Origin of the sequence: Shewanella sp. VB17, assembly GCF_013248905.1 — a bacterium.
Taxonomy (GTDB): domain Bacteria; phylum Pseudomonadota; class Gammaproteobacteria; order Enterobacterales; family Shewanellaceae; genus Shewanella.
The window spans coordinates 4,770,285-4,794,993 of sequence record NZ_JABRVS010000001.1 but is presented as its reverse complement, the minus strand read 5'-3'; the positions used below and the strand labels follow the sequence as shown (position 1 = coordinate 4,794,993).

21 protein-coding genes are annotated in these 24,709 nt (G+C 40.1%); 16 read left to right on the top strand and 5 right to left on the bottom strand.

Features of this window, described 5'->3' with window-relative positions:
* The first annotated feature begins 7 nt into the window (after positions 1-7).
* The 8 genes from HQQ94_RS20635 to ubiA all read left to right on the top strand — a co-directional run bounded on the left by HQQ94_RS20635 (position 8) and on the right by ubiA (position 8,307).
* Positions 8-904: a DMT family transporter gene (locus HQQ94_RS20635; RefSeq protein WP_173296182.1), complete on the top strand. Its 897-nt coding sequence runs from the start codon at positions 8-10 to the stop codon at positions 902-904.
* On the top strand, positions 901-1,494 hold the full coding sequence (locus HQQ94_RS20630) for a Crp/Fnr family transcriptional regulator (RefSeq protein WP_173296181.1): 594 nt from the start codon (positions 901-903) through the stop codon (positions 1,492-1,494). Before HQQ94_RS20635 ends, HQQ94_RS20630 begins: the two co-directional genes overlap by 4 nt.
* 175 nt (positions 1,495-1,669) lie before the next feature.
* Positions 1,670-2,416 carry an alpha/beta hydrolase gene (locus HQQ94_RS20625; RefSeq protein ID WP_173296180.1) on the top strand — a complete coding sequence of 249 codons (747 nt, stop codon included), beginning with the start codon at positions 1,670-1,672 and terminating at the stop codon, positions 2,414-2,416.
* A gap of 262 nt (positions 2,417-2,678) precedes the next feature.
* On the top strand, positions 2,679-3,875 hold the full coding sequence (gene gltS, locus HQQ94_RS20620; protein ID WP_173296179.1) for a sodium/glutamate symporter: 1,197 nt from the start codon (positions 2,679-2,681) through the stop codon (positions 3,873-3,875).
* Between the two features lie 139 nt (positions 3,876-4,014).
* Entirely contained in the window at positions 4,015-4,371 is a 357-nt protein-coding gene (locus tag HQQ94_RS20615) for a RidA family protein (protein ID WP_173296178.1), read from the top strand.
* Between the two features lie 121 nt (positions 4,372-4,492).
* Positions 4,493-5,074, top strand: coding sequence for a serine acetyltransferase (locus HQQ94_RS22930; protein ID WP_309247262.1), 582 nt, complete (start codon positions 4,493-4,495; stop codon positions 5,072-5,074).
* A 119-nt stretch (positions 5,075-5,193) separates the two neighbouring features.
* Positions 5,194-7,359 carry a DNA helicase II gene (uvrD, locus tag HQQ94_RS20605; RefSeq protein WP_173296177.1) on the top strand — a complete coding sequence of 722 codons (2,166 nt, stop codon included), beginning with the start codon at positions 5,194-5,196 and terminating at the stop codon, positions 7,357-7,359.
* An 84-nt stretch (positions 7,360-7,443) separates the two neighbouring features.
* Entirely contained in the window at positions 7,444-8,307 is an 864-nt protein-coding gene (gene ubiA, locus HQQ94_RS20600; RefSeq protein WP_173296746.1) for a 4-hydroxybenzoate octaprenyltransferase, read from the top strand.
* A 101-nt stretch (positions 8,308-8,408) separates the two neighbouring features.
* Here the strand turns inward: ubiA and HQQ94_RS20595 are convergent, their stop codons facing one another.
* A complete protein-coding gene (locus HQQ94_RS20595) occupies positions 8,409-9,008 on the bottom strand; it encodes a hypothetical protein (RefSeq protein WP_173296176.1) in 600 nt (199 codons plus the stop codon).
* A 524-nt stretch (positions 9,009-9,532) separates the two neighbouring features.
* On the opposite strand from HQQ94_RS20595, the gene HQQ94_RS20590 reads away from it, so the two are divergent.
* Both HQQ94_RS20590 and HQQ94_RS20585 read left to right on the top strand, forming a co-directional pair.
* Positions 9,533-9,769: a hypothetical protein gene (locus tag HQQ94_RS20590; RefSeq protein WP_173296175.1), complete on the top strand. Its 237-nt coding sequence runs from the start codon at positions 9,533-9,535 to the stop codon at positions 9,767-9,769.
* Positions 9,770-9,869: 100 nt separating this feature from the next.
* Positions 9,870-10,277 (top strand): CBS domain-containing protein, encoded by a 408-nt coding sequence (locus HQQ94_RS20585; RefSeq protein WP_173296174.1) that lies wholly within the window; start codon positions 9,870-9,872, stop codon positions 10,275-10,277.
* Positions 10,278-11,050: 773 nt separating this feature from the next.
* Here HQQ94_RS20585 and HQQ94_RS20580 read toward each other — a convergent pair.
* Positions 11,051-13,183, bottom strand: a complete 2,133-nt coding sequence (locus tag HQQ94_RS20580; protein ID WP_173296173.1) for a TonB-dependent siderophore receptor — start codon at positions 13,181-13,183, stop codon at positions 11,051-11,053.
* Positions 13,184-13,199: 16 nt separating this feature from the next.
* Complete coding sequence (locus HQQ94_RS20575; protein ID WP_217274084.1) at positions 13,200-13,973, bottom strand: HpcH/HpaI aldolase/citrate lyase family protein; 774 nt, start codon at positions 13,971-13,973, stop codon at positions 13,200-13,202.
* Positions 13,974-14,307: 334 nt separating this feature from the next.
* On the opposite strand from HQQ94_RS20575, the gene HQQ94_RS20570 reads away from it, so the two are divergent.
* The 6 genes from HQQ94_RS20570 (at position 14,308) to HQQ94_RS22380 (ending at position 22,135) form a co-directional block, all read left to right on the top strand.
* On the top strand, positions 14,308-15,495 hold the full coding sequence (locus HQQ94_RS20570) for an ATP-grasp domain-containing protein (RefSeq protein ID WP_173296172.1): 1,188 nt from the start codon (positions 14,308-14,310) through the stop codon (positions 15,493-15,495).
* Complete coding sequence (locus HQQ94_RS20565) at positions 15,495-17,324, top strand: IucA/IucC family protein (RefSeq protein ID WP_173296170.1); 1,830 nt, start codon at positions 15,495-15,497, stop codon at positions 17,322-17,324. The genes HQQ94_RS20570 and HQQ94_RS20565 overlap by 1 nt, the downstream gene beginning before the upstream one ends.
* Complete coding sequence (locus tag HQQ94_RS20560; RefSeq protein ID WP_173296168.1) at positions 17,321-18,487, top strand: MFS transporter; 1,167 nt, start codon at positions 17,321-17,323, stop codon at positions 18,485-18,487. Before HQQ94_RS20565 ends, HQQ94_RS20560 begins: the two co-directional genes overlap by 4 nt.
* Entirely contained in the window at positions 18,465-20,393 is a 1,929-nt protein-coding gene (locus HQQ94_RS20555; RefSeq protein WP_173296167.1) for an IucA/IucC family siderophore biosynthesis protein, read from the top strand. The genes HQQ94_RS20560 and HQQ94_RS20555 overlap by 23 nt, the downstream gene beginning before the upstream one ends.
* A 1-nt stretch (position 20,394) precedes the next feature.
* Positions 20,395-21,687, top strand: coding sequence for a type III PLP-dependent enzyme (locus tag HQQ94_RS20550; protein ID WP_173296166.1), 1,293 nt, complete (start codon positions 20,395-20,397; stop codon positions 21,685-21,687).
* 148 nt (positions 21,688-21,835) lie between these two features.
* Positions 21,836-22,135: a hypothetical protein gene (locus HQQ94_RS22380; protein WP_217274083.1), complete on the top strand. Its 300-nt coding sequence runs from the start codon at positions 21,836-21,838 to the stop codon at positions 22,133-22,135.
* Positions 22,136-22,212: 77 nt separating this feature from the next.
* On the opposite strand, the gene HQQ94_RS20540 is transcribed toward HQQ94_RS22380, so the two are convergent.
* Positions 22,213-24,051 carry a phospholipase D-like domain-containing protein gene (locus HQQ94_RS20540; RefSeq protein WP_173296165.1) on the bottom strand — a complete coding sequence of 613 codons (1,839 nt, stop codon included), beginning with the start codon at positions 24,049-24,051 and terminating at the stop codon, positions 22,213-22,215.
* Positions 24,052-24,060: 9 nt separating this feature from the next.
* Positions 24,061-24,486, bottom strand: a complete 426-nt coding sequence (locus HQQ94_RS20535; RefSeq protein ID WP_173296164.1) for a hypothetical protein — start codon at positions 24,484-24,486, stop codon at positions 24,061-24,063.
* Between the last annotated feature and the right edge of the window lie 223 nt (positions 24,487-24,709).

Genomic DNA, 24,709 nt, shown 5'->3' with positions numbered 1-24,709 from the left:
AAATAGTATGAAATTGTTATTTTCAGATAAAGTATTATTACTACTCTGGGTTTGTCTCATGTCCTCCTCTTTTGTCGTTTCTGCTGATTTAATACCTTACGCTAATTCGATTGCAAGTACGGGGTTGAGATTCATCTTAGCCAGTATTTTGATGATCCCGCTTGTTGTCACTCATTACCGACCTATGACTAGCAAGAAGGTTTATTTTCACTATAGTCTGATCAGCCTATTTTTAGTGCTGTTTTTTGTTGGTTTATTTGAAGCATTGAAGTCGACTACCGCTATGCGAATGTCAGTCATTTATACATTAATTCCACTGATGAGTATGGTGTTTACGTTGGTATTGCTGAAAACTAAAACATCAATAACCAAATTGTTGGGGTTTATCTTAGGAACCTGTGGTGCGACTTTAGTCTTGCTGGCTTCTAATAAGGACCTTAATAAGGAAAGTGTTGAGTTTTTTAGTTGGTATATAGGTGATAGTGTATTTATCATAGCCTGTTTTAGTTTGTCGATCCATGTGATTTTGGTTAAAAAATGGGGAACTGGGGTTCCACCAATACAGGGCTCTTTTTATATCATGGTTTTAGGCAGTTTGATGTTATTACCCTTGATGGTATTATTTGGAGAGCTTAATGACGTTGCTTGGCAAGCCTCTACATTTTGGAGCATACTGCTTTATTTGACCGTATTTACGACGATGGCGACTTTCTTTTTACAACAACATTTAGTGCAGAAGGTCGGGCCAAATCAGTTATTGGCTTTTACCTATTTAATCCCTATTTTAGTGGTTATCCCTGAAGGGGGGGCTTCAATACCCAATTTAAAAGGTAGCGTGTTTGGTATATCAATAACGCTGCTGGCATTATACCTTATATCTAAAGAGCAGAAATATACTAGGTGAATACACAGAATGAGTTACAAGATTTTCTCGCCTATTTTACTGGCAAGAATACTAGCAGTATCGAAGTAGACGATTTTGTTAAATTTGGCCTAAAAGGCGAATTGAAACATTATAAAATCGGTCAGTTTATGATCCGCCAAGGTCAGCTAGCCCCCAAAATTTATTTTCTATTAAAAGGTTATGTGCGATATTTGAGTCTTTCTGAGGACGGTAAAGAATTTACTCAATCGTTCGCTCACTCACCGGGTATCGCAGGGTCCACTCGAGCAATGAGTCGGAAAACCAACGCCTTGTTTAGTATTGAGGTTTTGGATGATGTGCTATGTTTGGAGTTCGATTGGCTATCATTTTTTAATATTATGCAAGATAAACCAGGTTTTTTAATGGCTTATAATTCTCTATTAGAGAACTTGTTTATTAAAAAAGAAGAAAGGGAATATGCCTTTGCTCGGCAAACGGCTGAACAAAGATATTTACATTTTTTACAAGAAAATAGCCAGTTGCGTGATAAATTACCACTTAACATGATCGCGTCACATATTGGAATTACACCGATAGCGCTTAGTCGTATTCGCAAAAAGTTAACATAAATATTGCTATTAGATTTAGGTGCTCGCCATTGAGACTTGTGCTTATGGGTGGTGAGTAACCATTTATTCTGGCACTGATATCGAATCGGCTCATTGCTCACTCGCTTTAGACGGTATATGTTAACGCGATAACCATGAGTGACTGTATTTTAGGTGATAGCCTTTTAGGAGAGTGATGAAGTATTTAAAAGTGATTGCAATCATTATTGCTTGTTGTGTCAAGATTGTTCATGCCGAGAATATTTATGATGAGTCTAGAGATAGAAGCATACCTGTAGAGATGACTTTTCCTGTGGAGTTGGAAAAGTGTTCTGTTAATGTAAAATGCCCAGTTGCTTTTTTAAGTGCTGGGTACGGTGTATCGCATATAAAGTATACTTTTTTATCCAAGCAACTTAATCAGCTTGGCTACCTTGTGGTTGCAATTGGTCATGAGTTGCCAAGTGATCCTCCTCTATCCGTGTCTGGCAATTTATATGACACTCGGAGTGAGAATTGGAGCCGTGGTGCGGAAACGTTAGATTTCTTAAAAGATTCATTGAGTCAGCGTTTCGACCAATTCGATTTTGAAAAGCTTATGCTCGTTGGCCATTCTAACGGTGGGGATATTTCAGCGTGGCTGGGCAATGAAGGTAAGGCTTACATCCAGCAGATTATTACATTAGATCACCGGCGTGTTCCATTGCCTAGAGATGGGAAAATCAAAATCTTGTCTATTAGGGCTAGTGATTTCCCTGCGGATAAAGGTGTATTACCCACAGCAAGTGAGCAAAAAGCAAAGGGGATTTGTATCGTAACAATCCCGAAGGCTAGGCATAATGACATCACTGATTTTGGTCCTTTATGGTTAACTGACAATGTTACATTAATAATGAGTCATTACGTAAAGGGACACGCTTGCTCTGAGTTAATCAAAGCCTAGCAAGAGCTTTTAAAAAAAGACAATGTTTGCGTATGTCTAGATCTGTGGGGTAAGGTTATCTAAGGTTCGTACTACAGCAATGATGTTAATTATTGAGGTTACCGCCATAGAAGCAATAGCTTTGGAGTCGGTTCCAAATTGGTTTGTTTGATATTTTTATGTTGTTAGTTAGCTTTTTTGTACTTCTACCTAGGAATTACCTCTTGGAAGGCCTGATAGCTAGCTTTCAAGCTTTTTCTTGTTATTTTTTTAGAGGTTAAATATGGTAGACTTCGATGGTCGTCAGACTCTTATGCTTGCAATAATCGTTCTGTTTGCAGGGAAATACCTCAATAAACGTGTTGGTTTCTTTCAAGAATATAATATTCCTGAGCCTGTTACTGGTGGGGTGCTAGCCTCACTCATCTTCGGTGCCTTATATTATCTTGTCGATTTAACGATTAATTTCTCACTTGATCAGCGTGATGCCTTGTTAATGGTATTTTTTACCTGTATCGGTTTGTCATCTAAGTTATCGACCTTATTGGAGGGGGGGAAATTACTACTTATCCTATTGGCGTTGGCGGTGACTTATTTGTTTATTCAAAATCTTACTGGGATCGGAGTCGCTGGGTTGGGTGGTGGCAATCTTAATGCCGGAGTGCTGGGAGGGTCAGTGTCATTAAGTGGTGGACACGGTACCGCCATTGCTTGGGCACCTGTTTTTATCGAGGACTATGGTATTCCTAATGCGATGGAATTAGGGATTGCTTGCGCAACTTTTGGTTTGGTACTTGGTGGTGTGGTTGGTGGTCCCATTGCCAAGTTTTTAATTAAACGTTATAAACTAAAAGCTGATAGTAGTGAAGCTATCACCGTCGGTGTTCAAGATGAGATCGGTGAAAAAATAAATGTCGATTCTATGTTGATGTCTTTGTTGATTATTAGTATGGCGGTGGGATTAGGGATTCATTTACAGCTTCTACTTGAAGAGTTTGGAGTTAAAATACCTGTATTTGTGACCTGTCTATTTGGTGGTATCGTGTTGACCAACACCTTGCCATATGGTTTTAAAAAAATATCTTGGCCATATGGTACCCCAACTTTGGCGTTAGTGTCGGATTTAAGTTTAGGGTTATTTTTAGCAATGTCGCTAATGAGCCTACAGTTGTGGACTCTCGTTGATTTGGCCGGTGGCATTTTGGTTCTTTTATTAGCACAAGTATTGATGATCACAATATTTGTCATCTTTGTGGTTTTCCGGCTGCTGGGTAAGAATTATGAAGCCGCAGTAATGGCGTCAGGCTACGCTGGTTTAGCCTTGGGAGCGACCCCAACAGCCATTGCGAATATGACTGCGGTAACCAAAAAGTACGGTGCAGCGCCCAAAGCATTTATTGTTGTGCCTTTAGTGGGTGCGTTTTTTATCGATATTTCTAATGCCATTATTATTCCAACGATGTTAAATTGGATTAATTAAATGTGGGGCTGGTAGCATTGGTTTATTGGTTTGATCTCACTCATCAGATTCTCGGTCACTGCTCGAGATGCTCAATTCAGCATCTCGACGTTACTTGAGTATATTATTACCACCTTGATTAACATTAGTAGGACAAAATATGAGTATTGAAAGAATAGAAACAGCGACTCGCATGAGTCGTATTGTTAAGCACAATGGCACCATCTACTTGTGTGGCCAAGTGTGTAAAGATGCCGAACAAGGCATTACCGAACAAACCTCGACCATGCTTGAAAAGGTCGACTCTTTATTGGCGCAAGCGGGAAGTGATAGAGAACACATCTTGTCGGCGACCATTTATGTCAAAGACATGTCTTACTTTGCTGAAATGAATGCGGTTTGGGATGCTTGGGTACCTGAAGGTTATGCACCTGCTCGTGCATGTGTTGCGGCCAAGATGGCAAGAGAAGCACTGTTAGTTGAGATCACTGTTGTTGCTGCCGAGAAAGTGACGTAAATTTTCATGGTGAATTTATTGATATTACCCTGAACTTTCTGATAGCTAAATTAGCAAGTTAATCTTAAAGCTTTAGGGAAGGTGCTTGCGATTTTTTAAATGATTTTTTGGAGTAAAATTTGTGTTTTTGATCAGTTGGTTTATTACAAAATATATAGGTGATTGGTGGACTGTAAAAAATATTATTATGAGTGATAAGTCTACAAGTAGAATACTAAAGAAACACTATGGTAGCCTGATGGTGAAACATACTTGTAATGTTATGGCTGGGGCGAAATTTAAATCCAAACCTACATTGCCTCATGGGCTATCGGGAATTTTTATATCAAGTGGATCAGTCATAGGAAGCAATGCCGTTATTTTTCATCAAGTCACCATTGGTTCGGTAACGACAATTGACTCTAAGAAGCATGGTTCCCCGATTATTGGTGACAATTGTTATATAGGTGCAGGAGCAAAAATAATTGGTAATATTCGTCTCGGACATAATGTTAGAATTGGAGCTAATGCGGTTGTTTATCATGATGTACCTGATAATTCTATTGTCACTAACGGTGAGCAAAGAGTGTTAACCAGAGAGTCTACATTGGACAATAATTATTATTTTCCTCGACGTGGTGTTTGGTTTTTTGCCGATAAAGGCGAGTATTTAATGTGTCCGAATAACGGCGAAAAACCCAAGGTGAATAACTTAACCTATTAATGTATAAACTGTTATTTTAACCTCTTTGCTTACTTGAGCTAACGGGTTAAATTTATACCTAGAAGATGACCAACAGCAACCTTGTGCTATACTGCCTCTTCGATTTTTTGGAGGCAATAATGGACGTATCTTCTTTACTTGACGGCCTGAATGATAAACAACGCGAAGCCGTAGGTGCACCGCAATCAAGTATGTTGGTGTTGGCGGGAGCGGGTAGTGGCAAGACTCGGGTATTAACCCATAGAATTGCTTGGTTGATGCAGGTTGAACAGCAAAGTCCATACTCTATTCTTGCGGTTACCTTTACCAATAAAGCCGCTGCTGAAATGCGAGAACGCGTTGAAAAAGTCAGTGAAAGCAATATGGGACGTATGTGGATTGGCACCTTTCACGGTTTAGCCCATCGCCTGCTGCGTACTCATTATCAAGACGCTAATTTGCCTCAGACATTTCAGATCATTGATTCAGATGATCAGTTAAGATTGATTAAACGTATCCTTAAAAGTTTACACTTAGACGAAAAGCAATATCCCCCTCGTCAGGCTCAAGGTTATATTAATGGTAAGAAAGATCTGGGGCTACGACCTAAGCATATTGATGCTGGAGGTTTTCCTATTGAGCAGACTTTGCTGCAAATTTATCAAATCTATCAAGAGTCTTGTGATCGTGCAGGTTTAGTCGATTTTGCCGAAATTTTACTGCGTGCCCACGAGCTCTGGCTTAATAAGCCTCATGTGCTGAAACATTATCAAGACAGATTTAACAATATTTTAGTGGACGAGTTTCAGGATACTAACGCCATTCAATATGCTTGGATCCGAGTATTAGCCGGAGACACGGCTAAGGTGATGATTGTCGGTGATGACGATCAGTCTATCTATGGCTGGCGTGGTGCCCAAGTAGAGAATTTGCACAAATTCCTCAAAGATTTTCCGCAAGCTAGTACCATTCGTCTTGAGCAAAATTATCGTTCTACAGGGCATATTCTTAACGCCTCGAATGCGCTTATCGCTCATAATCCTGAACGATTAGGCAAGAAGCTGTGGACCGAAGATAAAGATGGTGAGCCTATCTCTATTTACTGCGCTTTTAACGAAATGGATGAGGCGAGATTTATCGTTGGCCGTATTGGTGATTGGCATGATATGGGAGGGGATTTGAGTAAGTGTGCGATTTTGTACCGCTCGAATGCTCAATCTCGTGTGTTAGAGGAAGCCTTGTTGCATAAGGGACTTTCCTATCGAATTTATGGTGGACTACGTTTCTTTGAACGGCAAGAGATTAAAGACGCAATGAGCTATTTGCGTCTTATTAATAACAAAGACGATGATGCGGCGTTTGAGCGTGTGGTTAATACGCCAGCTCGCGGGATCGGCGGTCGTACTTTAGACATATTGCGCTCAACCGCTCGTCAGCAAAAGCTGACGTTGTGGCAAACCTGTTTACGTGCCATGGAAGAAAAACTACTCAATGGGCGCGCCGCAAATGCAGTCAATAGCTTTATGGATTTGATTGTTGAAATGCAACAAGATACCGAAGACATGACTTTGCATCGCACCACAGATCATGTGATTAAGGTGTCAGGTCTTAAAGCGATGTATGAATCTGAAAAAGGGGAGAAGGCTCAATCACGTGTTGAGAACCTCGATGAACTGGTGACGGCGGCCCGCACCTTTATCATGCCAGAAGAAAGCGATGATATGGGAGAGCTGAATGCTTTTTTATCCCATGCAGCACTAGAGTCGGGTGAAGGTCAGGCCGATGCGTTTACTGATGCGGTGCAGTTAATGACCCTACATTCAGCTAAGGGACTTGAGTTTCCTGTGGTCTTTATGTCGGGTGTCGAAGAGGGAATATTTCCAAGTCAGATGGCGATGGATGAGGGCGATAGGCTCGATGAGGAGAGACGTTTGTGTTATGTAGGGATGACACGCGCAATGGAAAAACTTTACATCTCTTATGCCGAAACTCGGCGTATTTATGGGCGTGAAAACTTTGCTAAGCCGTCCCGCTTTATCAAGGAGATCCCGCCAGAGCATGTGGAAGAGATCCGCTTGAAGACCAATGTCAATGCACCTGCCCGAGCTCAGCCTTCATTTACTCGTTCGGCTGTGGTTAATGACACTGGTTTTAAACTAGGCCAGGGTGTTATGCATCCTAAGTTTGGTGAAGGTAAGGTTACTAGTACTGAAGGAAGTGGTTCTCAAGCAAGGGTACAAGTTCATTTTCTAGATGTGGGCAGTAAGTGGTTAGTACTTGCTTATGCGAGATTAGAAACCTGCTAGAACGCGGCTACAGCTTGATGTAATGAATAGCAATTATCACAACCATCGAGCTATTTTAGAAGAGTTAAAGGTACGTTTTCAATGATGAGTGTTTTAAAGGGAAAGTTAGATGCTTATATGCGCCTATCCCGTATGGATCGTCCAATAGGGACATATTTACTGTTATGGCCATGCATGATGGCACTATTATTCGCCGCCGGTGGTATGCCCGATGTTAAGGTGTTAGTGATTTTTATTATTGGCGTGGGCGTGATGCGAGCCTGTGGTGATATCATTAATGATTATGCTGATAGGGATTTGGATGCTCATGTTGAACGTACTAAATCTAGGCCATTAGCCAGTGGTGAGGTGAGTGCTAAAGAGGCATTAATTTTGTTTGCTGTATTGGCGTTAATTGCATTTTGTTTAGTATTACAACTTAATGAACTTGTTATTAAACTTGCTTTTGTAGGGATAGTTTTGACCATTATTTATCCTTTTACTAAGCGTTTCACCAATATGCCGCAGATGTTTCTCGGAGTCGCTTGGAGTTGGTCAATCCCTATGGCTTATGCGGCACAAACGGGTGAGGTGCCAAATGCAGCTTGGTGGTTGTTTGCCGCCAATTGGAGTTGGACGGTAGCGTATGACACCATGTATGCCATGGTCGATAGAGATGACGATCTAAAAGTGGGCATAAAATCTACTGCCATTTTATTTGGCCAATATGATCGTCAGATCATTGGGCTCTTTCAGTTGGGGGCATTAGCGTGTTTTATTATTGCAGGTTTAGTTGCTGAACGGGGTTGGGTTTATGCGTTAGGTATTCTTGCATTTGTTGTTTTAGGCCTCTACCAACAGAAGCTTATTTATGGCAGATCGCGCAGTCTTTGTTTTAAGGCTTTTCTTAATAATAATTGGGCGGGATTAAGTTTGTTTACTGCTTTAGGGCTCGATTACCTTATCTAAAACGATTATCAAATTGGAGCATGGCATTGTCAGCTCCCCTTTGTGTCTATTACTAGGGGCTGTTTAATCTTGTATCAACCTGATAGCTCGTTAGTTAAAAGCTATTCTTGTTGCTTATTCCCATCGTTAAGATCAATCTTTTTGCAGTATCGAATTATATTTTGTAGATTTTTTGTCACCATTAGCCAAGCTAGGAATAGTATAAATCCGATGAGAATAGAAACTTTAATGGCATTATAAAGTAAGGCAATCATGGCGTGATTTTGTAGATTATTGTGTATATTTTTTAGATCAGCCTGTACATGTAAAACTCCAACAGGTACCCTATCTTTTCCCGCATTATAGGTGAGTATAAATGACTTTTCTATCGTATCTGTAGGTAACTTTTCCCCTGCCGCCCACCTTTGACCGCCATCATCATTAATTGAAATATAACTAATATCCGGTAGTTGGATAAGGGCATTGAGTTGAAGGTTTATCAGGCGTTCATCAATAACCCAAAGGCTGGCCGCTAGCACGTCTAGATTAACTTTTTCTATGTTTTTTAATTGCCAATCGATTCTGTTGACATCGCTTTTATAGTCACTCATAAGTTGCAATCCAGCAGCTAATAATGTGATTAATAAGCTAAAAACAATAATTGATAGCGTTAGCTTCAACCCCATAGGGCTATGAATAAATTGTCTTGTAAGTGACTTCATAAAACCTTTTTTATGTGACTAAATAGAGCTTTTAGCTCAAAAATTTATGTTTATTAAAAGTATGCTTATTTTCATTGTTATAAGCATAGACGGATAATCCAGTTTTTGTCTCTGTTAATCGATTATAAATACATAAAGTGGTCATTTTATTTGGTATTAGACTGAATACTTTAAAGTCATTAAGAGAGAGTTGACAACAGTCACCATTTTGGAGGTTTATCATCAGAGTTAAGTACATGTTTAATGTTGTTTTTAATGTATCATTATGATTTAAAAGTAATTTATATATTGGTCTGCTACACATCACATGTTGCATAAGGTCTCATCTGAGGCTGTCATGTTTCAAGATGCTTTCTCGGCGATAGAAATGGGCATGTTATTTGAACATACGGTAGTGTTCACTAATTTGTGCTATATGTTCATGTAGTATGTTTTTATTTTTTTAGATAAGCCATTGTTAAATAAGTAATTTATTTTTTAGGTGTTAGGTTAGACAATCATGGTTTTAATCATGGAGAATAAATATGAAAATAGAACTGGATATTGATGTGGATGAACTGATTCAAATATCAACAGGATATTGTGAACAATTGGAAAAAGGTGATATGACATTTTATCCAGTTAAAGACCCTGATATGATTATGAAATTGATACAAACAGGGTTAATGGAAACCGGATTAATTGAAAATGATGATGGCTACTGGACTATTGGTAGAAGAGATGGTGAACATGTCCTCATGGAATTCAAGCCGTTTAGTTAGCATAACAATATGTTAATCAATCTTGTTCATTGAATCGCACTTAACACCTGAATCATGGTCGTTAGCTAAGTATTCATGCCTTGTGCTACTCGAGAAAATTATGAGAATTAGTGAATTAATGAGTAAAAATGTTGTTACAGTGGAAATGGATGATTCTCTTAGTAAAATTAAAAGTTTATTTGAAAAAACGGGATTTCATCATTTATTGGTACTAGAAGATAAACGGCTATTCGGTATTATTTCAGATCGGGATCTACTCAAATCACTCAGCCCCGCTGTGGATAGCATCGCTGCTACAACTAAAGATATAGCTTGTCTTAAAAAAAAGGCTCATCAAATAATGACGAGAAAACCCATAGCAATTAATGAAAATGCTACCGTGCTTAGTGCTATTGAAGTATTTAATAACAATAATATATCGTGCATTCCGATAACCAACAATGATGATGTACCTGTTGGCATACTTTCTTGGCGGGATATAATACGAGCGCTTGGGGGGAAAAAATGAATATTTAGGTATTTTATTGATACTATATTTGTCTGTTAACTAAAAATAAACAACTGTTTTTAGTATGTTATATTCCTTGATTTGTTTTAGTATTCATTCCTACGCAAGTTAGCAAAGATGGTTGTGGTCACTTTTTATGAAATACATCATTGGTGAAGAGTATCTAGACTGAATTTTGATGATTTGCGTTAAATAAGTTCCACTTGAAATATAAATAAAACAAAATAAATAATATAATAATAAGGATAAACTTTAATGAAAACACTCGTACTTATTGCCACCCTGCTAACATCAATGTCAACGACACAGGCTGTAGCTGATAGTGGTGATGTATGGTATCCAAAGTGCTACTTTAATCCAGTCACTTGTTTCTGATTGTCACTATTTAATCGCTCATTTTTTTTAATGGAAAATAACTGATTAATACTGAAATCTAGCATATCAGTGATTTCTAAATAAGGTTTGAGACTATTAATCATTCTTAGTGATGAAGAGTAGATCCCTTGTCGCTTATTACTGAGATCTAACAATATTAGAGAGAGGCTATTACTAGCCTCTTTTATTATTGATTGTGGTTGATGCTTCTGTCGTTATTACAGTGGTTTGACAGTACGCGATTGGTTAGCCATATCATTAACTTGATACCCTAAAGCTATAATATTCTCAGATCTAGTTGAAAGGTTTGTTCGAGAATGTATAAAAAATAGCTTCAACGTAAGATTAAAGCTATATTCGTCATGTATCTAATCCACTGGCTTATACAATCGCTATCATTAGAATGTGTAACCTAGATCTAAGCTAAATGAGCGACCAGGTGCAGGTACACGACCGGCTGGAGAAACATCTAATCCTCTAAAGTAGTATTCGTTATCAAATAGATTGTTAACCGATAAACCGACTTTCAATCCGTGACTATTTTGCTTGAACAGCTCAGTACTCACGTTGAAGTTGACCACAGTGTAAGCGGGGATTTCTCCGGCAGTGCCCGAGGCATTTTCTTCAACCGTGTTGGCCAAATCGGCAAAGGATCCGCTGTAATAATAGGCGAGTAATCCTAGGTCAATATTTTGAATGCTATACAGGGCACTGGCTGAAAGTTGATGTTTGGAGACATAAGGCAATTGATTTCCGGCAAATTCCCCATCAAGCTGCTCGGTATCAAGATAGTTATATGCGGCGGTTAAGGTGAGATCAGGCAAAGATAGGGGAGAATAAGTGCCCTCTAGCTCGATACCCTGATTACGGGTTTTACCTATGTTAATGAACATATTTATATTTTTGTCGTATTCTGATTTATCGGTGAAATCGATGCGATATAAGGCCAGATTTAGGCTACTTCGCTCTGTTGGGGTGAAACGAACTCCTGTTTCATAATTCCAAGATAATTCTGATTCAGGTGTTTGACCTTGGCGCCTTAAGTCTGCAATTTGCGGCGTTCTAAGTGAACGTTGGGCATTGGCATAGGCGAACCAGCTATCGCTAAACTCATAGCCTAAGCTGAGACCAGGAAGCCACTCTTGGACATGGTTATCTTGGCTATAATTGTCACCTCTATTGGTAAAGGTCATGCGCACATCTTCATACCTTAGCCCGGGTGTGACAGATAACCTGTCGTCGAAGAAACCGACTTTATTACTAATGTAATAGGCCATGGCATTGGTGTCCATGTGCCAATCTCGTAGGCGAGTTGTTTCGAGTGTTGATTTGTTCATGTGATTGAGTTGGTAGCTGATATCTTCGTTAACGTAACGCACCCCAGCGATAATGTGTTGGCTAATGTCACCATCGATAAGCAAACTGGTTTTAGGCTCGATACCGAACACTGTGAATTCACGTGGTGAATTTCGTAGGTGGGTAGCCTCTTGGGTGGTATCGGCCCAATGTGTGCCTAAGTTACCATCAGTATCTGAGTTTTCATCGTAGTAATCCCATTGGAAAGTACGCGAGCTCTGGTGACCAAATGTGGTGATGTCAAATTCACCGTAATCGATAATGTCTGAATCATCGAGTACATGGGTATATTTCAGTGAGGCGCGTTTCGTATCACCGTTATACTGATCATTAGGGCGAAGAGATTGGGTCCGATCAGCCTCATAAGCTGGCGTATTTAATGCGCCAGGCAGTTCAGAGAAGGCGTCATAATATTGTAATGTGGTGTCTAGGCTATTTTGTTCGTCGATATTCCACACGGTTTTCAGCATCAGGTTTTTAACGTCAGTGGCTGAATGTTCTCTGAACGAGTCACCTTTAGTGAAATTACCGTCTATACGCATGGAAAAGTCATCATTGACGGCACCACCAGTACTGATATTGGTATCAAATAAGTTTTGGTTGCTGCCAAAGAAAGTGATGCGTTCGTTGATGCTGGTTTCCCAATCGGTGGAGATAGGCTTTGAAATAAGATTGATTACACCACCAACGTTATTAGGGCCGTATTGAATGGATGCGCCACCGCGGGCAACATCAATTCTGTCTATCATAAACAGGGTCGCCGGAAACAATGATTGCCCCGTGTGTCCGTATGGCGCGAGTGTCATCGGGATCCCATCGAGCAATATTTGGGCATAGCCACTTCGACTGCTATCTAAACCTCGAACCGAGATATTCGGTAACACGCCGGTGCCGGTTTCATCTTTAATCTTGATGCCGGGGACTTGTTGCAGTGCGGTATCGATAGAGCGTGCTGCTGTGCGCTCTATTTGATCTGAAGTGATGATGGAGCGGTTACCAGTGTAGGTTTTTAGATCGGCAATTTCAGAATTACCCAATAGGCTACCAGTAACAACAATTGTTTCCGTTTTTTGCTCTTTTTCTGCCTCTTTGGCAATAACGGTAGCACTGATGAGACTGCTCGATATGGCCACGGCTAACGTGGTAAAGGTGAAGATATTTTTTTCGTTTAACATACATTGTCCCTAGGTTTTATTTGGTCTTTTTTATTGTTTCAAGTTGGTTTTTTAAGCTTTTAAAAATCATCCCGCGATCTTCACCTATCAAAAATGCTTGAGTGCCTTTTTGACGCCAGCTGACTTGCTGTTCAGGTGTTCGCGGAATGGCGCAAAATGGGATGTTTTTTGCTTGGCAAAGTTGCGCCATTTTATGGATTTGTGCTTGGACATTTTGATGAGTCACTTGTGTGCCATAGCCGAGCGACAAACTTAAATCTAGCGCCCCTTCTATAATCATATCAATATGTTCTAATTCAACTATTTCAGGCAGTGATGCCATGCCATTAGCACATTCAATCATTAGGCAAACTAAGGTTTCGCTGTTAGCTAAGTCGACATAATCTTGCAAAGGAATCGTCCCGAAGCCTGTATTACGGCCACCGGTTATTCCACGACGACCTAATGGTGGATATTTGGCTGCTGAAATGACTTGTTTGGCCATTGCTACACTTGATACTCGAGATACCACGATACCCGCTGCGCCAGCATCTAATATTTTTCCAATGGTTGCTGAGTTAGCATCGGCGACTCTGACCAAAAGTGGTAGGCCTGAGCAGTCAGCAGCACGAATGCAATGGGCTAAATCTTCATCAGAGATCAGGACATGTTCAGTATCCAGAACGGCGAAATCAAATCCGGCATAAGCAAACATTTCACAGATGACGGGAGAGGGGATTGAGTTCAATATCCCAAATACAGCGTCTTGCTTGATGAGTTTTAATTTGAGTGAATTTTCAGTCAGCATCATGATCATTACATCTTAGTATCAATGAAGTGATAATTATTCTCATTTGTGTTTATTGGTCAAGCTTTTTGTTATATACAAATTTACCTCTCATTTTTCTATCATCATATTATTGTTGGCTAGCTAATAAATAACTATTAATTTCAGTTGATTATCATTTCGTTATCTATTTTTATACATTAAGTTCCTAAATGTAAACCTTGTTTAAATGATAATCGTTATCGTTTAAATTGTTGTCCGTTCAATGATGGATCTAATTCTTTAGTGCTATTGATTAAGAGGATTTAGATTTAATGAATATGAGTGACTACTTGGTATAAATAAGGGGGCTTAAGTTATGAAACCTAAATTGGTTTTAATTACACATGTTGAAAACCGCGCCGTGGTGGAAGGTTTTATACCGGCAGCTAAAAAACTGGGCTACGAAGTGTGGCTGTTAACTGATCATGGTTTAGCACATAAGCAATATTTTTCTGGCCGGGAGATGTGTCCGGATCATATTATCGAATGTGATGTATTTAATCCTTTAGCTGTGATCGAACGCTTACATACTTTAGATGTATTTCCTTATGTGGTTTTTTCTAATAGTGATCATCTGCAAGCATCGACGGCCATGGTTGCCGAGTATTTTTCCTGTCCGGGCAAGGATTGGGAACTGTGCTATCAAGCAAAAAATAAAGCTGCTATGCGGACCAAATTGCTTGAACTTAACCTTCCCAGTGTATGGTCTTTTAGTTGGTGTATCGGTGAGAGTTTACCTGAAAATATTCCTTTCCCTTTGGTTGTTAAACCTCGTGAAGGGGTGGCGAGTATGGATGTTGTCTTGTGTCGTAATTTGGCTGAACTGTCTGCTTACGCAGCTAAATTTGGTGTTTCAGATAGTGTTATTTTACTCGAATCCTACCTTGAAGGCCCTTTATTTACCGTAGAAACATTAGGCGACGGACAACACTTGTGTGCTATCGGTGGTTTTGATGTCTCTTTGTCTGAACTGCCATATTTTATTGAAACTCAAGCGAGTTGGAATGGCCCTATTTGTACTCAATACCTTGAGCAGTCCTTGGCTCAGATAGACGATTTTGGCATTAATTTTGGTGTATGCCATAGCGAGTTTATATTAACCAAAAATGGGCCCGTACTCGTGGAGATTAATTATCGGAGTATAGGGGATGGTCGAGAGTTTTTACTCAATGAGCTACTTAGTTTCGATTGGTTCGAGATGATTTTATTACTACATAGTGGTGAATCTCTACCTTCATTAGATACACAAACTCCTCATGCAATTATTCGCTATTTTCCAGCTAAGCAAGAGGGAGATATCATCAGTTGTTCAGGTTCATTTTCTCTCGAATTATTGAGTCATCAAGTGAGATACCTTTCAATTAAATCGATAGGTGATCGTATAAAAATTAGCCATTCAAATAAAGATTATCTCGGTGAATTAATACTGTGGGGAGAAGATTTAGCGAGCTTAGAGGCTGCTGCTGATACCATTTCACAAGACTTACAGTGGGAGTTTAACTAATGCCTACAGCCGAACAATACATTACCCAGCGAATTATTGACGCATGTCTTAGAGAGAATGTGTGTGAGATTGTCTCTAAAGGTGAGATTGTCACTTCACTGCCAGTCGATTTAATCGAGTACTGGCATGATGCCATACCTCAAGCTTGGCTTAAGGTGAGTCATCTGCATACAGGAGTTATCTATGTGCCTGTTGTGGCTAGTCATTATATGCAAGAGTGGCGTGCAGTGTCAGATGTCTGGCTCAGCCAGAATGTTATCAGTACCACTGATGCCACATTTTATCAACGAGGGTATCAAGCTTGGTTAACCTGTCTATCAACTGATTTGTCGGCAGAATCTAAAGCATTATTTATCAATTATATTCAAGAAGCGGATTGTGCTGCTGCGCATAGAATGATCTGTAGGCAAGCATTTAATGCTAAGAGGGATGAGCTCTGTGTGCCATTAAGTGAGATTGGAGATTGGCAGGAAAGTTTGATGTTTAGCGATCAGGTGGCCGCTTATTTAGATCATCCTTATTATCCGACTGCACGGGCTAAGGTGGGCTTTGATACACAAGCATTGACATTATATGCTCCTGAATTTGCCAACCAATTTGAGCTTAATTGGTTGGCTATTGCTAAGGATATGGTCACGTTAACTTCTAACGTTCCTGAGTGTTGGCCGAGTATGAGTGACGTTGGCTTGGATGAGTCATTGACACACACTCATGACTTGTTTCCCCTGCATCCGCTAACCCTCAAGAGTGTAGATGACTGTCTAGAAGGCGTTATCATTGCGCCTAAGTCGGCATTAACAGTGCAGGCTAGTCTATCGGTCCGTACATTAGCATTGGTTCGTTCACCAGGTATACATATCAAGGTGCCGTTATTAATGGCGACGTTAGGCGCTAAAAATATTCGTTCTATTAAGCCAAGTACCTTGTATGACGGCCATTGGTTCGAGTGTGCTTTGACGGCGATTGCACGAGTCGATCCAGTACTTGGCGATCGTATCGAACATGTTGATGAGCAACATGGGGGTCACCTTGGAGACAATAAACTTTGTGCTTATATTGTGCGCCGCTATCCGTCTACGATGCAAGATAAGTTGTTGGTTCCAGTTGCTGCGTTGGCGAGTCTCATGCCTGATGGTCGCTTATATTTAATGCATCTAGCGGACAGGTATTATCAGGGGCAATGGCGGCGTTGGTTTAGTGAATATTTAGAGTTAATGCTTAAGGTTCATCTGCGTTTGTGGCTTAAGTATGGCATCGCATTAGAGTCAAACCAGCAAAATGCTATCTTGGCTTACCGTCAAGATGGGAATTTGTCTTTGGTGATGAAAGATAATGATTCTGCGAGGTTATTAGCCAGTCGTTATGAGGCTAGTTTACCCACCTCTGTTCTGGCTGAAAACAGTCCTAAAGCACTGATCGACCAGAGAATCCTTGTGAGTGATGATGAAGCTCTTGCGCAGATGTTTACTACGATCACATTGCAACTTGATATCGCTGCGATTATAGAAGCGATGGCAGCATCTGGGATAGCACAGGTTCGACCTTTATATGCTGAATTACGTAGCGTTTTAATCAGAGAGCTTAACGCACTGAAAGAGGAAGGTATAGCAACGGATTACGCGCATCATTATTTACTGGTGCAAGCTAAATTACCGGTGAAATATTTACTCTGTTCTGGCAGTTTACTGAGTAAGGCACAATCGGGCGCAAGTGATGTTAATAAGTTTTACGGTCAAAGTGCGCCGAATTTTTTACTGGCGTCTTTTTGTGAACAAGCGTCGCCCTTGATAGATAGCCAAGTGTTGGCATTAGATGAGGTAGTGGCATGAAAGTCATTGCTGTGGTGTTGTTTTGCCATTTTCTGACAGCTTTTACTGCCCTAGGAATGCCACTTTTTCTACCTAGAATGCTAGCCAGTTTAGGCGCTGATGAGTCCGGCTATTTAGTGGGACTCATGTTTATAGTGCCTACTATCTGCACCGCATTAACGGCTCCTTGGTGGGGGAGATTTGCTGATAAATACGGTAAGAAGACCTCGTTATTAAGGGCGCAAATAGGCTTAACTGTCGGCTTCTTGTTGTCAGGTTTTGCGGATTCAGTGCCATTATTTGCTCTAGGTTTAGTGGTGCAAGGGGTCAGTGGCGGTACGCTGGCGGCATCAAATGCATATCTGAGTCGTTTTTATCAGGGCAAAGCCTTGGCCAATAGTCTTAATTTAACGCAAAGTTCGGCGCGATTAGCATTGGTCTCTGCACCAATCATTTTAGGTTTGTTTACTCATATAGACGATCCTCTAATCATTTACCGAATGTTAGCCGTGCTTCCCGTATTGGCTTTGATCATTTGTAGTGGTTTACCTAAAGATGAGTCTTCTGAAAATACAGTAAGTAAAGCCTCGAAGTGTGCGATGACTCAGTCGGTGCCAAGTACTGATTTTTCACAGGTACTCTGGCTGCAATTTTTCTTCTGTTTTGCCATGGTGGTGACTTTCCCTTACTTCCTGCCTTACAGCGAACAATTAGGAGTTGAAGGTGATGCATTAAGCGGCTTCTATTACAGTTTGCCACACCTTATCTATCTACTGTTTGCTTTTAATATTAAATCATTAACCCTATCGGCCAAATTACAGACACAAATAGGGCTTGCGCTGTTTGGCTTATCTTGTTTGGGGCAATTTTTACTAAGTGAAAGTTCATATTTACTGATGCTTAGAGTGCTATTTGGTCTGGGGATGGTGCTTATTTTTAATGGTTTACATTTGATAGTCAGCAATCGAATTCAACATGGTGATGCGGGTTTGTCCTTTGGACGCTTTGATGCTTGGGGTAAGTGGGCTGGTGTGGCAGCCGGTGTCTGTGCCAGCAGTGTGACTCAAATAGTGGGGTTGTCATTCCCATTTTTACTTGCAGCATTAAGCTGTGGTTGTGCCTTAGTCGGGCTAATGTTTTTTTTCAAAGAGGTAGCACAAGATGCAGATTCAATCGCAGAGTAAAGTTGAGCAAGAGGATGACAAATATCGTGTTCAGGTATTTAGAGAGCAAGCCGAGTCCAATGCCATAGCCTGCTTGCTTAATTGTTATTTGAGAGAGTTTGCTATTGTACGCCAAGAGGTCGATTTTGATGATGCTTTGCCAGATTGTCCACTTTCACTGTCTTTGCTGCTAACACAAGAACAGCAAAAGGTACGGATCAGATTTCCAGAATCTGGCTCTGTATTATTATTGATAGCTGATAGGGTAAGCTTGCTGGGGCGAGTGAGTATTTCAAGCCCAATATATTTCAAAAAATTAGGCTGTGTTTGGCAAATTAGTCGCACTGAACATCTCATTGAATTTATGCTTCAGCATTTGGCTAAACTAACAAATACTCAATTTAACCATGAATTACAGGAGCAAATAGCCAATAGCATTAATGTTACGCAAGCTTTTTTGCAAAGGTTGAATGAAAAGAATCGGTTAGTATTAAATACTGATATGAATGCTGCAGTAAAGAGTCTTATTGGTTCAGAACAAAGTTTGTTGTGGGGCCATGCGATGCACCCATCACCTAAGAGTCGTCATGGTGTTTCGTTCGATGACATGCTGGCTTGTTCCCCAGAAATACAGGCTAATTTCCCTCTATATTGGTTTGAAGTAGATCCCAGTTTGATCAAACAACTGCATTGCACAGATGTCAAGCCTATGGAGTGGATTGACCGTATTAAACCAAGCAATGTATGTCTTTATCCTTGTCACCCTTGGGAGGTGAAAACCATATTAGCTCAGCCTTTAGTTCAGCGGGCAATGGCTTTCGGTTTGATTAAGCCTTTAGGTGAAATGGGGGCAAAGGTTTGTCCTACATCATCAGTAAGAACGACTTACATACCTGATATTAATCAGTTCATGAAGTTTTCTATTCATGTTCGTTTAACCAATTGTGTACGTAAAAATGCTTGGTACGAACTTGAAAGTGCTGTAGCGCTAAGCCGTGTGTTGATGAAAGTAGCCAGTGATGGTTATGCTCATTGCCCCAATTTTTCTTTAATGGCCGAACCCGGCGCAAGCACATTGGATTTAAGTGCTTTAGAGAATGTAGATGGTGTTTCTGTCAGTCAATCTGACCATCTTATGGTGTCAGAGTGTTTTGGTATTCTCTACAGAGAAGGGATATCTATTTCGCAACTTGAGCAATATAAGCCTGAAATGGCTGGTGCATTATTTGCTTGGGATAGTCAAGGCGATAGCATTGGTGAGATGAGGATGAGGGAAGTTGCTAAGCGTCGCCAGCAAAGTTACCAGCAGACTGTCGTTCAATGGTTCGGGGCTTATATTGAAGTGCTGTTACCGAGTATATTTTATTTCTTTTTCAAACGTGGGGTGGCTTTTGAGCCTCATTTACAAAATACGGTCATTGGTTTTGAAGATGATATGCCGGCTTATATCTGGCTCAGAGATTTAGAGGGAACCAAATTACTGCCTGAGTTCTGGCCAAGTAGTTCACTGCCAGATTTGTCTGAAGAGGCAAAATCTTCTGTTTATTATACCCGGGAGCTGGGTTGGAGCAGAATTGCTTATTGTAGCCTTATCAATAATGTCAGTGAAGCGATGTTTCACCTAGCAGCTGGAGATCGGGCTTTAGAGACTGAGCTTTGGCAATTGTTGGCAAATGTAGTTGAACAATGGCAGCAGGTAGAAGGCGAGGAACCTGAGCTTGTCGGTTTACTTCAGGGTGAGAAGATCCCTGCTAAAAATAATTTGAGTACACGATTGTTTATGAAGGCGGATCGCTTGTCGAGCTATACGCAATTAACCAACCCTCTTGCAATGTTGAAAAATGAAGTCATGGCTAATTTAGCTGAACAATCATTCGCTATCGTTGGCACTGATTTACAGCCATCTCCTATAGCATCTGGAGTCTGAAATGGATAATATTATTCACACTATTTTGAGCCTGAAAGCTGAAGAATCATCTCAAACACCGCTATGCGCTTACCTTTATGATCTTGATGAACTTCAATCACACGCTACAGCTATGGTCGCAGCATTGCCGAGTAATTGTGAACTTTACTATGCTGCTAAGGCCAATCCTGAAGCTGAAATATTGGCAAAGTTAGCGCCTATAGTTCAAGGGTTTGAGGCTGCCTCCGGCGGAGAGTTGAATTGGTTACATGAGTGTCAGCCTCAGGTTCCATTGATTTTTGGCGGACCTGGGAAACTGCTCTGCGAGCTATCACAAGCAATCGATCTTAATGTGGATGCTATTCACGTTGAGAGTTTAACCGAATTACAGCGGATAGGTGCACTCTGTCAACATAAGCAGCGTCATTGTCGTATTTTATTACGGATGAATATTTCGTTAGAGGGGATAGCAGAAACTCGCCTGACGATGGGAGGCAAGCCAACTCCATTTGGTATCGACGCGTGTGAATTAGATGCAGCCATGGCGTTGATAGGTGATTTGCCAACATTGGCGGGTAAACCTTTAGTTGAGTTGGTTGGTTTTCATTTTCACCTTATGTCTCACCAGCTAGATGTTGCTCGCCACCTCGATTTGATGGCGTTATATTTCTCAACGTTTAAAAATTGGTGTCAAAGGTATAATGTACATTTACCATTGTTGAATGTTGGAGGAGGAATAGGGGTTAATTACGCCGATCCTCAGCAGGTATTCGATTGGTCACGTTTTTGTGCAGAGCTTCAGGTGTTAATCACAAAGTCTGATATGGAGAAGGTTAAAATACGGTTCGAATGTGGCCGATTTGTCACGGCGGCGATGGGCTACTATGTGATGCAAGTACTAGACATTAAAAAGAATCATGGTCAATGGTTTGCGATTGCACATGGTGGTACACACCACTTTCGAACCCCAGCAGCACAAGATCATAATCATCCTTTTTTTGTGCTGACACAAGCGGAGTTATTGGCTCACCATAACGTTAATAATGGTTCCGAGTTAAGTGCTAATCCTGAAAAAGATCGTACTTTTGACTTTGACTTAGTGTCAACGATAACGCCAATCCTCGAACAACAAAGGGTAACGCTGGTGGGTCAGTTATGCACCCCTAAAGATGTATTGGCTAAACAACAGTATGTGGATAAGCTTGCGGTTGGAGATTATCTGGTATTTACTCATGCAGGGGCTTATGCATGGAATATTTCGCATCAAAACTTCTTAATGCATGCACCGCCAAAACGACGTTTTATATCCATTTAAGATGGGTCGCGCTGTGAGACTTTAGCACTTTTGAATTCATGCCATTAATTATTCTCGTATTAATGGCATTGATAACATTGATTGAAATTTTTTGTGGTTAACTTGGTCTATTGATATAGCAATTTATTATGGTTGAGCATATTACGGGATGATGAACAAAAAATTATTAGGGGCTTTAATTGTTACTTTAGGCATGAGCGGTCTTAGTTTTGGGAATGCATTGCCAGAGGGAATGGTGTCGGTTGAGAGTCCATATACTGTCGATGAAACTGCCATAGATTTACCTCAAAAAGCCCTATTTTGGCAAGATGAAACGGGTAAAGTTTGGCTATCTTATCATTCACCAGAATACTTGCAGCAACGTCATAATGTGAGTGGGTGTGATGCCGTTTTTGATAAAATAGGCCAAATATTGAGAGGTCTATCTAGTCAGGTTGTGAGTCGCTAAACATGGCTGATGTTATGTAGCCTCAATGACCTAATTAGCTTTACTTCTTACTGATAAAAAATAGATTATAGTGCGGCTTACTTTATACCCAGTTTGTCTCTTAATGCTGTTGATATTCCTTGGACTTGAGGTTGCATAAACATATCTAGCGGTGCTACTGAAAATGGTTGTGCTTTTATTCCATGATATCGTTGCGCTTCATTGGTTAACTCTAATAATTCATTTTCAGTTAAGGTCGGGCAAGCATCCCAAATATGATTAAATAGTGCATCGTCTAATTTAGAGGACTGAGGGTTGATGACCAGCATGTTTTCTCTGCTACGCTTAAATGATTGTCCATCTAAGTTGTGCGTGCCCGTCATCATAATAGAATCTCGGCTATCTGCTTTATCTAAAATATATACCTTGCCATGATCTACGGCCCCTAAGTCACCAGGGTTAAAATCGTGTTTATCTTTAAGGGCTTGTACAGGATTAAATACACTTACTTGCATTTTCCCAAGTTGATCATTTAATTCAGTGGCGTTATGTATTTTGCTTTCTTCTTGTAGTGCTGAATTAATCTTGCCTATTGAAGTAAAAAACCCACTATCTGACTTATTAACGGGCCCCAAAATGTTAATGTTAACGCCTCTCTTAAGCGCATCTAAGCCCCAATCTTCAATAGCATTAATACTGCAATTTCGTAGTTTAATGGTGTCACCAGCTTGAGCTGATGTAAAAATGTGCTGAATGGCTTTACCTATTGGTTTGGCTGTTCTGCTTAATGTTGTGTTGCCTTCATTTTGCAGCCAGAGCACTTCTTCAGTCGAGGGAGTGTTAAGCTGAAATTGCTTGTTTTCAAGTAATTTTTTTATGGGTGGAGTGAGCGTGTTTTCTACGTAAGGTGAGCTAATGTCAACATTACTTAAATGCTCAGATAACACTTCGCCATCTGGAAATGGCAAAAGGGAAGCACTGCCTTGCTCTGGACAGATTTGTAATTGACCTATATGACCTTCATGATTCTTCATCATATCTAGAAAATAATCTCTTTGCGATGTCACTAGCTGTTTTGAGAGGAAGATAGCCCCACTATCAAACCATTGTGATTTTGTTTTATTGCCTAAACTAGCGCCTAGAGTGGCCATCATGCCATTATCATTAATCAAGTATTTATTATGGTGTGATCCAGTGAGTCCAGAGGGTTTTTCAGCAATAAAAAACACGCGGCATTTAAGATTTTCTATTTTTTTGCCTCCTTCCTTGGTGACTTCTTCATTGTAAGCTTTAACAAGTTCATCCCATTGGTTTGGATCTTTTTGGCTGATAGCAGTACGTTTTCCTACAACTAAATTCTGTTGCCAAGTACTTTTGTTATATAAAAAAGCCAGAGTAAAATTAGGATCGTCTTGCTTGTTAGCGATTGAGCTTAGAAGTGATTTTATCGTCGCTGATAGCTTGCCATTATCTAAAGGCCGAATGCCATAGGTTGTCACGACTGCAAATTTATTCGCTCCCTCAATGATAGTCTCAAGCATACGCTGCTGGTCTTTTTCGCTATTTATTCCTGATGATAGGATCATAGCTTCACCTAATTGAACATTTTTTTTGTCGAAATTATCAAGCTTGTTATTGAGCGCATTTATTCCTTTTGGGTGTATAGTATGTACTGTCTGTTGTTCAGGTAAGCATGTCATTGGTATTTTTTTTATCAGTCTATTTTTGTCAGCTTCTGCTATTTTATCTGGGGTAGTATGGGCTATTTTCTCAAAAGGGCTGGCTTTTCCTGTCGGTGCTAGCATGTTTTGTTGAGTACTATTTACAGTCGATGATGAAGAGGATATATGTTGGTATCGACTTGCTGATTGAAGTGGGTGACTTATATCTGAGGGCTGAGATAAAGAGGTTAGCATAGTGTTATTGATATTTGACATCGTAATTCCTCAAACAAAAATGGTGTGATCAGCAGGAGCGAGAAAAGCTGACGAACTGCCAACATGACGATGAAAATCTGACATTATGCTAGCAGATAGCTCGTGGAGATTATTCATTAGGTTCTCGACTAAATTGGCATCAATAAATTCTACAGGCATGGATATGCCCAGCAAAATTTGTTCATCCTTCTCGGCTATCCAGGCGCTTTGCATCCTGCTGCGATTTCCATTAAGCGAAAACCAATAACTAAGTTCCTCGAAAGTGGTAGGCTTATCTAGTAAAAATGTATATATCACTAACTGACTTGAGTCGGTAGGACAATCAATATACCAGTTTTTTTGTTGATTATCTTGAATGATAATAGTGGGTGAGTTTGTCGGGATATCAACTTTCCACCTTCTACTGAGTTCGTGTAGGACTCCTTTAATTTGCATTTTCCTTTCCTTTTTAAAGGCTTTTATTACTGAAACTGATGAATTTAAAGACAGTAATAAATTGCATATATTTTTATTCCAGTTATTTGGTTAAATATTTACTTAACGTTTTAAACTTATATGCTCACGATATATATATCGTGAATGGCGTATTATAACAATAGTGTTTAGCATTTAAATATTTAGTGTTGTCATTTGTTATGATAAAAACATTGCGATGATG

Excerpts from the sequence above, each read along its gene's own strand:
- HQQ94_RS20565 (WP_173296170.1), top strand. The coding sequence starts at position 15,495 with ATGCCTACAGCCGAACAATACATTACCCAGCGAATTATTGACGCATGT.
- HQQ94_RS20580 (WP_173296173.1), bottom strand. The coding sequence starts at position 13,183 with ATGTTAAACGAAAAAAATATCTTCACCTTTACCACGTTAGCCGTGGCC.
- HQQ94_RS20570 (WP_173296172.1), top strand. The coding sequence starts at position 14,308 with ATGAAACCTAAATTGGTTTTAATTACACATGTTGAAAACCGCGCCGTG.
- HQQ94_RS20585 (WP_173296174.1), top strand. The coding sequence starts at position 9,870 with ATGAGAATTAGTGAATTAATGAGTAAAAATGTTGTTACAGTGGAAATG.
- gltS (WP_173296179.1), top strand. The coding sequence starts at position 2,679 with ATGGTAGACTTCGATGGTCGTCAGACTCTTATGCTTGCAATAATCGTT.
- uvrD (WP_173296177.1), top strand. The coding sequence starts at position 5,194 with ATGGACGTATCTTCTTTACTTGACGGCCTGAATGATAAACAACGCGAA.
- HQQ94_RS20635 (WP_173296182.1), top strand. The coding sequence starts at position 8 with ATGAAATTGTTATTTTCAGATAAAGTATTATTACTACTCTGGGTTTGT.
- HQQ94_RS20535 (WP_173296164.1), bottom strand. The coding sequence starts at position 24,486 with ATGCAAATTAAAGGAGTCCTACACGAACTCAGTAGAAGGTGGAAAGTT.
- HQQ94_RS20615 (WP_173296178.1), top strand. The coding sequence starts at position 4,015 with ATGAGTATTGAAAGAATAGAAACAGCGACTCGCATGAGTCGTATTGTT.
- HQQ94_RS20555 (WP_173296167.1), top strand. The coding sequence starts at position 18,465 with ATGCAGATTCAATCGCAGAGTAAAGTTGAGCAAGAGGATGACAAATAT.
- HQQ94_RS22380 (WP_217274083.1), top strand. The coding sequence starts at position 21,836 with ATGATGAACAAAAAATTATTAGGGGCTTTAATTGTTACTTTAGGCATG.
- ubiA (WP_173296746.1), top strand. The coding sequence starts at position 7,444 with ATGAGTGTTTTAAAGGGAAAGTTAGATGCTTATATGCGCCTATCCCGT.
- HQQ94_RS20625 (WP_173296180.1), top strand. The coding sequence starts at position 1,670 with ATGAAGTATTTAAAAGTGATTGCAATCATTATTGCTTGTTGTGTCAAG.
- HQQ94_RS20590 (WP_173296175.1), top strand. The coding sequence starts at position 9,533 with ATGAAAATAGAACTGGATATTGATGTGGATGAACTGATTCAAATATCA.
- HQQ94_RS20575 (WP_217274084.1), bottom strand. The coding sequence starts at position 13,973 with ATGATGCTGACTGAAAATTCACTCAAATTAAAACTCATCAAGCAAGAC.
- HQQ94_RS20560 (WP_173296168.1), top strand. The coding sequence starts at position 17,321 with ATGAAAGTCATTGCTGTGGTGTTGTTTTGCCATTTTCTGACAGCTTTT.
- HQQ94_RS20550 (WP_173296166.1), top strand. The coding sequence starts at position 20,395 with ATGGATAATATTATTCACACTATTTTGAGCCTGAAAGCTGAAGAATCA.
- HQQ94_RS20595 (WP_173296176.1), bottom strand. The coding sequence starts at position 9,008 with ATGAAGTCACTTACAAGACAATTTATTCATAGCCCTATGGGGTTGAAG.
- HQQ94_RS20540 (WP_173296165.1), bottom strand. The coding sequence starts at position 24,051 with ATGTCAAATATCAATAACACTATGCTAACCTCTTTATCTCAGCCCTCA.